Below are 9621 nucleotides of genomic sequence, written 5' to 3'. Positions count from 1 at the left end.
CACCCCCCTCAGCGCGTTCAGCGGGTTCACGGCCTCGACCACGATCCCGTCCGGCCCGCCGCCGGAGAACAGCACCGCGAACGAGACCGCCCCCAGCACCCCGATCTCCAGCACCAGCGCGACCCCGAGCACCTTGGCCGTCAGGTGCAGGTCGAACCAGGCCATCACCCCGATCACCGTCGCCCCGAACAGCGCGTACCAGCCCCAGCCCAGGTCCACCCCCAGCTGCGAACGGACCAGTCCGCGCAGCGAGTACGCGAAGAAGCCGAGGGCCGAGGCCTCGGTGACGACGTACGCCAGCACCGCGAGCAGCCCCGAGGCCATCCCGACCACCCGGCCCAGCCCGTGCGAGACGTAGCCGTAGAACGCGCCGGCCGCGGTGATGTGCCGGGCCATCGCCACGTACCCGACCGAGAACACCGTCAGCACCACGGTCGCCACGATGTACGCGGCGGGCGCGCCGGCGCCGTTGCCCTGCCCGACGATGATCGGCAGGTTGCCCGTCATCGCGGTGATCGGGGCGGCGGTGGCGAGTGCCATGAACACCACGCCGACCAGGCCGACCGAGTCCGCCTTCAGCCGGTCGACGCCGCCCGTCCCCGGCCGCTCCCGCCCGGCCCTCTCCCCCGCCACGTCCCCGCTCCGGACCGCCATCCGGCCTCCTCGCCTCCCGGACCCGCCCGACCGCCGGACCGGCCGGACGCTGACCGTCCGACAGCATGGCGCGCCGGAGCAGCCCAGCGATCGGGCCGACGGCCCGCCGGAGCAGTCGAGTTGACGCCACGTTCGACCGGTCGAACGACGCTCCGGAACCCGCCGGACGGCCGGGGCACGACCGGACGGGCCCGGAAACGGCAGCGGCCGGCCCGGCCGCACGAGGAGGTCCTCGTACGGCCGGGCCGGCCTGGGCGTGTCCCGCGCCCATGTCCGCCGTGCGGCGATCACCCGGTCGAGCGGTCACCCGACATGACCATCCCGGAGGATCGATTCGCCCCGCAGCAGCGGTGGTTCCGAAAACCCTCGGGGCTCAGCGGCCCCGGGTCAGAGCGCGACGCCGTGCGCGCGCAGGTAGGCGACCGGGTTGATGTCCGAGCCGTACTCCGAGCCGTTGCGGATCTCGAAGTGCAGGTGCGGGCCGGTCACGTTGCCGGTGGCGCCGGAGAGGCCGATCTGCTGGCCGACGGTGACGGCCTGACCGATCCTCACGCCGATCGAGGAGAGGTGCGCGTACTCGGCGTAGTGGCCGTCGGCGAGCTTGATCTCGACCTCGTTGCCGTAGGCGCCGCCGTTGCCGGCCTTGACCACGACGCCGTTGGCGACGGCGCGCAGCGGGGTGCCGGTGGAGGCGACGAAGTCCTGGCCGGTGTGGTGGCCGGAGGCCCACATCGAGCCGGCCACGCCGTAGGCGGTGCCGAGCTTCGGGTTGGCCAGCGGGGCGACGAAGCCGGAGGTGGCGGCGGCGACCGGAGTGGCGGTCACGACCGCGGCCGGAGCGGCGACCTGCAGCTGGGTCTGGAGCTGGGCGGAGGGCTTGGCGGCCTCGGTCTTCACCTGGACCTGGGCCTGCGGCTTGGCGGCCTGGGTCGCCGGAGCGGCCGGCTGGGCGGGCTTCGCCGGGGCGGCCGGCTTGGCCGGGGCGGCGTCGGCGGCCGGCGCGGCGGCGTGGCCCGACAGCGCGAGCTGCTGGCCCGGGAAGATCAGGTTCGGGTTGGCACCGACCACCGAGCGGTTCTGCTCGTACAGCGCGTGCCAGCCGCCCTCGACGTTCTTGGCGTCGGCGATCTTGGACAGGGTGTCGCCGCTGACGACGCGGTAGCTCTCCTGCGCGGCCGGGGTGGCCGGGGCAGCGGCCGGCGCGGCCGACTTGGCGTCCGTGGAGGCGGCGGCCTGCGCGGCCGGGGCGGCCGGAACGGTGTGGGCCTGGGCGCTCACCGCGGTGACGAGCGGGAGGGCGAAGGAGACACCGGTGACGGCGGTCGCGATGCCGATACGGGCGGCGCGGGGCAGGGCGATACGACGAGCCTGAGCAGGCATGGAATTTTCCTCTCCGACGCCTGCGAGGTGAGCTGTCGGGTTCGGGCTGGAGTTGCCCGGCCGCATGCGCGGCTTCACCCCTAGCCGGTCCTGGACGCCCGCGCCCTGAGGCGCGAACTCCGGTCCGGCGACTTACCTGTGGGTCCCCCGCTCCTGCCGTACAGAGTTCGTTTCGAACCACCGGGCAGCGGCAGGACTCGGCGTTCCACCCGGTGGATCCGTCCGGACTGGCCGGGCGGTCGCTGAACTAAAACCCATCCGTTCGGGTGAAGCAATGTCGATCTCTTGAAAGGGCAACCATCTCCCCCGTTCCGGTGACCCTCCGCAGACCGGACCCCACGGTGCGTACACAACCCATTCACCCCCCGCCACTGATCCACGACCCTGCGCCGAGATCGGCGACGGACCGCAGCCACCCGTTCACGCACCGCCGACCGTCAACACACCCACCGGTGACCCTTGTCACGTGCGCCCCGGCAGCGCAGGATTCGCCCGTGGCCACCTCCGAGGCCGGCACCCTGCGCCTGGGCACCGCGCAGGGTCGCTGGGTACTACTGGCGACCGTGCTCGGCTCCAGCATGGCGATGCTCGACGGCACCGTGGTGAACGTCGCCCTGCCCCGGATCGGCGCCGACCTCGGCGCCTCCCTGGCGTCCCTGCAATGGACTCTGAACGCCTATCTGCTCACCCTGGCGGGCCTGATCCTGCTCGGCGGCGCGCTCGGCGACCGGTACGGGCGGCGCAAGGTCTTCCTGATCGGCGTGGTCTGGTTCGCCATCGCCTCCGCGGCCTGCGCCGCGGCGCCGAACATCCACGTGCTGATCGCCGCCCGCGCCGTCCAGGGCATCGGCGGGGCGCTGCTCACCCCCGGCTCGCTCGCCATGCTCCAGGCCGTCTTCCACCCCGACGACCGCTCGGCCGCGGTCGGGCTCTGGTCCGGCCTCGGCGGGGTGTCCGCCGCGATCGGCCCCTTCCTCGGCGGCTGGCTGGTGGACGGCCCCGGCTGGCGCTGGATCTTCCTGTTGAACCTGCCGCTCGCCGCCGCCGTGATCGCGGTGACCACCCGGTCGGTGCCGGAGACCCGGGACGAGGCCGCCACCGGCCGCTTCGACGTGCTCGGCGCCGTGCTCGCCGCCCTCGCGCTCGGCGCGATCACCTACGCGCTGACCGCGGCGGGCGAGGGCCTGTCCCCGGCGGTCTGGGTCAGCGGGGTGATCGGGGTGGTGCTCGGCGTCGCCTTCGTGGCCGTCGAGCGCCGGGCGCCCGAACCGATGCTGCCGCTCGGGCTGTTCTCCTCCCGGCTGTTCACCGCGGTGAACCTGGTCACCCTGTGCGTGTACGCGGCGTTCAGCGGCGTCTTCTTCCTGCTGGTGGTGCAGCTCCAGATCGTGTCCGGGTTCTCGCCGCTGGTCTCGGGCTTCGCCCTGGTGCCGATCACCGTGCTGATGCTGGCGCTGTCCGCGCGCGCCGGGCGCCTCGGCAAACGGATCGGCCCGCGCGTCCCGCTGACCGTCGGCCCCCTGCTGTGCGCCGCCGGGGTGCTGCTGATGCTGCGCATCGGCCCCGACTCCTCGTACTGGGTGGACGTGCTGCCCGCCGTCACGGTGATGGGCTGCGGGATGACGCTGCTGGTCGCGCCGCTGACGGCGACCGTGCTGGCCGCCGTCGAGGTCCGGCACGCCGGCATCGCCAGCGGGGTCAACAACGCCGCCGCCCGCGCGGCCGGCCTGCTCGCGGTGGCCGCCCTGCCGGCGCTGGCCGGGCTGAGCGGCGACGCCTACCGGGTGCCCGCCGCGGTCGACTCCGCCTTCCACACCGCGATGCTGATCTGCGCGGGCCTCCTGGTGGCCGGCGGGCTGATCGCCTCCGCGACCGTACGGGGCAATGTGCTCGCCCCCGAGGAGCAGCCGGTGGCCGAGCCGAACTGCGACTGGCCGTGCGGACCGACCGCCCCGCCGCTCGACCCCGGCCACGTCCCCACGACGCGCGAGGGCCCCGCCACCGGTCCGGCGGCAGGGCCCTCGACTCTGAACTGACCGAGCGTCAGAGGATGTCGGCCGGCGCGTACTTGGCGGCCTCCGGGTAGGCGGCCGCGACGGCCTCCACCTGGCGGACGACCTCGGCGACCTGGGCACCGGCCGCGCCGGTGAAGGACAGCCGGTCGGCCAGCAGCGCGTCCAGCGCGGCCCGGTCCAGCGGGATCCGCTCGTCGGCGGCCAGCCGGTCCAGCAGCTCGTTCTCCCGGGCGCCCGCACGCATCGCCAGCGCGGAGGCGACGGCGTGCTCCTTGATGACCTCGTGCCCGGTCTCCCGGCCGACGCCCGCGCGCACCGCGCCCATCAGCACCTTCGTGGTGGCGAGGAACGGCAGGTAGCGGTCCAGCTCGGCCTCGATCACGGCGGGGAAGGCGCCGAACTCGTCGAGGACGGTCAGGAAGGTCTCCAGCAGGCCGTCGAAGGCGAAGAACGCGTCCGGCAGCGCGACCCGGCGCACCACCGAGCAGGAGACGTCGCCCTCGTTCCACTGGTCGCCGGCCAGCTCGCCGGTCATCGAGGCGTAGCCGCGCAGGATGACGGCCAGGCCGTTGACGCGCTCGCAGGAGCGGGTGTTCATCTTGTGGGGCATCGCGGAGGAGCCGACCTGGCCCTCCTTGAAGCCCTCCGTGACCAGCTCGTGGCCGGCCATCAGGCGGATGGTCTTGGCCAGGCTGGACGGCGCGGCGGCCAGCTGGACGAGGGCGGTGAGCACCTCGAAGTCCAGCGAGCGCGGGTAGACCTGGCCGACGCTGGTCAGCACGTTCTCGAAGCCGAGGTGCCCGGCGACCCGGCGCTCCAGCTCGGCCAGCTTGTCGGTGTCGCCGCCGAGCAGGTCCAGCATGTCCTGGGCGGTGCCGACCGGGCCCTTGATCCCGCGCAGCGGGTAGCGGGCGATCAGCTCCTCCAGGCGGCGGAAGGCGACCAGCAGCTCGTCGGTGATCGATGCGAACCGCTTGCCCAGGGTGGTGGCCTGCGCGGCCACGTTGTGCGAGCGGCCGGCCATGACCAGCTCGGAGTGCTGGGCGGACAGCTTGGCCAGACGCACCAGGACGGCCACCGTGCGGTCGCGCACGTGCTCCAGGGACTGGCGGATCTGGAGCTGCTCGACGTTCTCGGTCAGGTCCCGGGAGGTCATTCCCTTGTGGATCTGCTCGTGCCCGGCGAGGTCGCTGAACTCCTCGATCCGGGCCTTGACGTCGTGGCGGGTGACCCGCTCACGGGCGGCGATCGAGCCGAGGTCGACCTGGTCGATCACCCGCTCGTAGTCGGCGACGGCGGTGGCCGGCACCTCGACGCCGAGGTCCTGCTGGGCCTTCAGGACGGCGAGCCACAGGTGGCGCTCGAGGACCACCTTGTGCTCGGGGGACCACAGCTGGGCCAGGGTCGCCGAGGCGTACCGGGAGGCCAGGACATTGGGGATCTGGGGCTTCGCGCTCACGCTTCGCAAGAGTAACAGCCGAGGTCACGCCGAACGTCGGCGGCCGGGGTAGGCTGGGTCAATTGAGCGCCTTTCAGATGGCGCACCGCAACCTTCTCACCGCAAGGATACCACACCGATGAGCGAACATCCAGCGGCCGCGGGAAACCCCGGCGACGCCCTCGCCGCGGCCCTGCGCACCGAGCAGGCCCGCCTCACCCGGCTCTACTCCCGGCTCGACACGGTGCGCGAACGGGCCCGCCGCATCGCCGACGGCGCCCACGACGGAGCCACCCCCGGCGGCACCCACCAGGCCCGGCTGGAACGCGAGGTGCGCGCCCGCGAGGCCGCCCGCCACGCGGCCCGGCTGGACGCGGTCGAACGCGGCCTGTGCTTCGGCCGCCTCGACGAGCGCGACGGCACCGTCCACTACATCGGCCGCACCGGCCTGACCGACGACGCGTACGAACCGCTGCTGCTCGACTGGCGCACCCCGGCCGCCCGCCCCTTCTACACCGCGACCCCCGCCCGTCCGGGCCCGGTCGTGCGCCGCCGCCACCTGCACACCCGGGGCCGCACCCTCACCGGTCTGGACGACGAGGCGCTCGACCTCGCCGGGCTGGACGAGTCCGGCCGGCGCGGCCTGGTCGGCGAGGCCGCACTGCTCGCCGCCCTCGGCCGCGAGCGCACCGGCCGGATGGGCACCGCCGTCGCCACCATCCAGGCCGAGCAGGACCGGGTGATCCGCTCCCCGCTGCCCGGCGCCCTGGTGGTCCAGGGCGGCCCCGGTACCGGCAAGACGCTGGCCGCCCTGCACCGCGCCGCCTACCTGCTGTTCACCCACCGCGCCGCACTGGAGCGCCGGGGCGTGCTGGTGATCGGCCCCAACCCCGGCTTCCTGCGGTACATCGACCAAGTGCTGCCCGCCCTCGGCGAGACCGAGGTGGTGCTGCGCACCGTCGGCGAGCTCCTCCCCGGCGTCACCGCCACCCGCACCGACACGCCCGCCACCGCCCTGGCCAAGGGCGGCCCCTGGATGGCCGGGGTGCTCCGCCGCGCCCTGGCCGCCCACCAGACGGCCCCCGACGACGGCCTGGACCTCGGCGACGGGCTGCGGGTCTCCGCCCGGGCCTGCGCCGAGGCCCGGGACGCCGCCCGCGGCCTGCGGCTGCCGCACAACCGGGCCCGCCGCTTCTACCTGAGCACCCTGCTCGACGCCCTCGCCATCGCCCAGGCACTCACCCTCGGCCGCCCGTACGACGACGAGGAGGCCCACTACGCCCCGCGCGAGCTGTGGGAACGGCCGGACGTCCGCGCCGCGCTCGACCCGCTCTGGCCCCGGCTCACCGCCCGGCAACTGATCGAACGACTGCTCACCGACCGGGAGTTGCTCACCGACACGGCCCCCGACCAGGCATCCGCCCTGCTCCGCCCGCCCGGCTCGGGCTGGACGGTCGAGGACGTCCCACTGCTCGACGAGGCCGCCGAACTCCTCGGCACGACAGGGGAATCCACCCCGACCGACGACGACCCGGACGAACTCGCCTTCGCCCAGGGCGTGCTGACCATCACCGGGCAGACCGACGACGCCCTGCTGGACTCCGCCGCCCTCGCCGAGCGCTTCCGTGACAACGGCCCGTACCGCTCCACCGCCGAACGCGCCGCCGCCGACCGCACCTGGGCGTACGGCCACGTCGTCGTGGACGAGGCCCAGGAGCTGTCCGCGATGGCCTGGCGCGCCGTCCTGCGGCGCGTCCCGACCAGCTCGCTCACCATCGTGGGAGACCTCGCCCAGACCGGATCGCCCGCCGGCGCCCGCAGTTGGGCCGACATGCTCGACCCGCACCTGCCCGGCCGCTGGCGCGAGGAACGGCTGACCGTCAACTACCGTACGCCGGAGCCCGTCATGGCCCTCGCCACCGCCGTGCTGCGCACCGCCCTGCCCGACCACCGGCCGCCCGGGTCCATCCGCCCGGGCACCGAGCGGCCCCGCGCCGTCCCCGTCCCGGACGGCGACTTCGCCGCGGCGCTCACCCGGCTGCCCGGCGGCCCGGGCACCCTGGGCGTGATCGCCCCGGCCACCCTGGCGGCCGCGCTGGACGCGCTCACCGTCGCGGACGCCAAGGGGCTGGAGTTCGACGCGGTGGTCGTCGTCGAGCCGGCCGGACTCGCCCCGCGCGACCTCTACGTCGCCCTGACCCGGACCACCCGCTCACTCACCCTGCTCCACCACCGGCCGCTGCCACCGGAACTCGCCGGGCTGCTCTGACCGGGACGGCGCGCGGGCGGCGCGGGCGGCGCGTTCTCTTCTGCGCGCGCTACTGCGCGCCGCCCGTACGGCCGGCCAGCACCGGCAGCACCTGGGCGCAGATGGAGTGCAGCGCGATCCGCTGCTCGTCGTCCATCGCCTCGAAGGCCTGGTGGGTCCGGGCCATCTCGCCGCGGATGCGGTTGAGGATCTCCCGGCCCTCGGCCGTGATCACCACGATCTTCACCCGGCGGTCCCCGGCCGCCGCCTCCCGGTTGGCCAGACCCAGCGACTCCAGCCGGTCCACGATCCCGGTGACGTTCGACGCGTCGCAGCCCAGCCGGCCGGCCAGCGCCCGCATCGGCACCGGCTCCTGCACCGCGCCCAGCGCCTTGGCCTGCGAGGAGGAGAGCCCGTGCCGGGCCGCGGCCGCCGCGAAGTCCTGGAAGTACGCGGCACCGACGGCGGCCAACGCCTCCATCAACTCGGCGTTGGTCGGTACGGTCGTCGTCGCTGTCGAACCCATGGGGCCAGCGTACGGCCAGGTGCTTCAGTATCTCAAGCTTTGACCAGGGCAACCGTCGACGAACCGCCCCGGCCCCCAGGTGTCAGAGCACCAGTTGGTCGAACAACCGCCGCAGCTCCGCCTCCGGATCCGCGGTCAGCCCGGTGTGCACGGACCCCGGCTGGACGATCGCACTGCGCGGCGCGGTCAGCCAGCGGAACCGCTGCCCGGGGCTGTCCCCCGCCGCCGGACCGGCCTGCGGCCCGCCGTGGCAGACCGCCTCGATCCCGTGCAGCGCCCGCCGCACGCCCTGGACGTCCGCCACCGGGTCCAGCGCCAGCAGCCGGGCCTGGTCCAGATGGGTACGGGCCGCCAGGTGCGAGCTCTGCCGGCAGTACAGCAGCACCCCGACGTTGACGCACTCGCCGCGCTCGACCCTCGGCACCGCGCGGATCACGGCGTACTCGTAGTCGTGCAGTTCGACGGTGGCCGGCAGCGCGGACAGCGCGGGCTCGGTCATGCGGGCACCTCCGGCAGCCAGTCGCGCGGACCGGCCAGTCGCTCGGTCAGCTGGGCACGGTACGCGGCGCGCACCTCGTCGGGCGCGTCGAAGCCGAACTCGTCCACCAGCCAGACCTCGGGGATCTGCGCCACCGCGCCCTCGATCGCCGCCTCGGCGAGCGGCGCGAGCGCCTTGTCGGCCGCCGCCAGGTCCGGCCGGGCCCGCAGCAGCGCGTGGTCGGAGGCGTCGTACGGACGGCGGACCCAGGACGCGGCGCCCGGCCAGTTGTGGTGGAAGATCAGGCTCGCGCCGTGGTCGATCAGCCGCAGCCCACCGGTGGCCACCAGCAGGTTGGGGTTGCGCCAGGAGCGGTCGACGTTGCCGATCAGCGCGTCGAACCAGAGCACCTGCCCGGCGAGCTCCGGCTCCACCTCGAAGCAGAGCGGGTCGAAGTTGAGCGCGCCGCTGACGAAGGCCATCCCGAGGTTGGTCCCGCCGCTGGCCCGCATCTGGTCCTGGACCTGGTGGTCCGGCTCGCTGCGCGCGAGCACCGGATCCAGGTCGATCGTCACCAGCTCCGGCACCGGCAGCCCGAGCCGCCGGCCGAGTTCCCCGGCCAGCACCTCCGCGACCAACGCCTTGCGGCCCTGCGCCGCACCGACCCATTTCAGCGCGTACAGCCGCCGATCGTCGGCCTCGACCAGGCCCGGCATCGAGCCGCCTTCTCGCAGTGGCGTCACGTACCGGATCGCCGTCACCTCGGGTAGCACGGCCGACAGCCTATCGGTGTCACCGCCCCACCCGCTCCGACCCCACCGCCGCGCCGCCACTCTCCCCCCACCCGCCCCGCTGCTCCCCCACCGCCGCACCACCGCTCTC

7 protein-coding genes, 1 pseudogene and 1 riboswitch are annotated in these 9621 nt (G+C 74.3%); of the genes and pseudogenes, 2 read left to right on the top strand and 6 right to left on the bottom strand.

Features of this window, described 5'->3' with window-relative positions:
• Both ACIQOV_RS12900 and ACIQOV_RS12895 read right to left on the bottom strand, forming a co-directional pair.
• Positions 1 to 654, bottom strand: a pseudogene (locus tag ACIQOV_RS12900) (amino acid permease); the annotation flags it as partial.
• Between the two features lie 387 nt (positions 655 to 1041).
• Positions 1042 to 2034: a peptidoglycan DD-metalloendopeptidase family protein gene (locus ACIQOV_RS12895; RefSeq protein ID WP_380551407.1), complete on the bottom strand. Its 993-nt coding sequence runs from the start codon at positions 2032 to 2034 to the stop codon at positions 1042 to 1044.
• 2 nt (positions 2035 to 2036) lie between these two features.
• Positions 2037 to 2237, bottom strand: a riboswitch (cyclic di-AMP (ydaO/yuaA leader).
• 291 nt (positions 2238 to 2528) lie between these two features.
• On the opposite strand from ACIQOV_RS12895, the gene ACIQOV_RS12890 reads away from it, so the two are divergent.
• Entirely contained in the window at positions 2529 to 4070 is a 1542-nt protein-coding gene (locus ACIQOV_RS12890) for an MFS transporter (RefSeq protein ID WP_401048046.1), read from the top strand.
• Between the two features lie 7 nt (positions 4071 to 4077).
• Here the strand turns inward: ACIQOV_RS12890 and purB are convergent, their stop codons facing one another.
• Positions 4078 to 5517 (bottom strand): adenylosuccinate lyase, encoded by a 1440-nt coding sequence (gene purB / locus ACIQOV_RS12885; RefSeq protein ID WP_359907812.1) that lies wholly within the window; start codon positions 5515 to 5517, stop codon positions 4078 to 4080.
• 109 nt (positions 5518 to 5626) lie between these two features.
• On the opposite strand from purB, the gene ACIQOV_RS12880 reads away from it, so the two are divergent.
• Complete coding sequence (locus ACIQOV_RS12880; RefSeq protein WP_401048044.1) at positions 5627 to 7756, top strand: HelD family protein; 2130 nt, start codon at positions 5627 to 5629, stop codon at positions 7754 to 7756.
• Between the two features lie 49 nt (positions 7757 to 7805).
• Here the strand turns inward: ACIQOV_RS12880 and ACIQOV_RS12875 are convergent, their stop codons facing one another.
• From ACIQOV_RS12875 to ACIQOV_RS12865, 3 genes are all read right to left on the bottom strand, one after another.
• Complete coding sequence (locus tag ACIQOV_RS12875) at positions 7806 to 8261, bottom strand: MarR family transcriptional regulator (protein ID WP_359907818.1); 456 nt, start codon at positions 8259 to 8261, stop codon at positions 7806 to 7808.
• An 82-nt stretch (positions 8262 to 8343) separates the two neighbouring features.
• The gene (locus ACIQOV_RS12870; RefSeq protein ID WP_401048041.1) at positions 8344 to 8760 is read right to left on the bottom strand and encodes a DUF3037 domain-containing protein; all 417 of its coding nucleotides are present in this window, start codon (positions 8758 to 8760) and stop codon (positions 8344 to 8346) included.
• Entirely contained in the window at positions 8757 to 9512 is a 756-nt protein-coding gene (locus tag ACIQOV_RS12865) for a HipA family kinase (RefSeq protein ID WP_401048038.1), read from the bottom strand. Before ACIQOV_RS12865 ends, ACIQOV_RS12870 begins: the two co-directional genes overlap by 4 nt.
• Positions 9513 to 9621 lie beyond the last annotated feature (109 nt).

The sequence above is a fragment of the Kitasatospora sp. NPDC091257 genome, assembly GCF_044757675.1.
Lineage (GTDB): Bacteria > Actinomycetota > Actinomycetes > Streptomycetales > Streptomycetaceae > Kitasatospora > Kitasatospora lactacystinica.
This window is presented reverse-complemented; position numbering and strand designations above follow the sequence as displayed.

Coding starts and splice junctions, on each gene's coding strand:
- ACIQOV_RS12880 (WP_401048044.1), top strand. CDS start 5,627: ATGAGCGAACATCCAGCGGCCGCGGGAAACCCCGGCGACGCCCTCGCC.
- ACIQOV_RS12895 (WP_380551407.1), bottom strand. CDS start 2,034: ATGCCTGCTCAGGCTCGTCGTATCGCCCTGCCCCGCGCCGCCCGTATC.
- ACIQOV_RS12870 (WP_401048041.1), bottom strand. CDS start 8,760: ATGACCGAGCCCGCGCTGTCCGCGCTGCCGGCCACCGTCGAACTGCAC.
- ACIQOV_RS12875 (WP_359907818.1), bottom strand. CDS start 8,261: ATGGGTTCGACAGCGACGACGACCGTACCGACCAACGCCGAGTTGATG.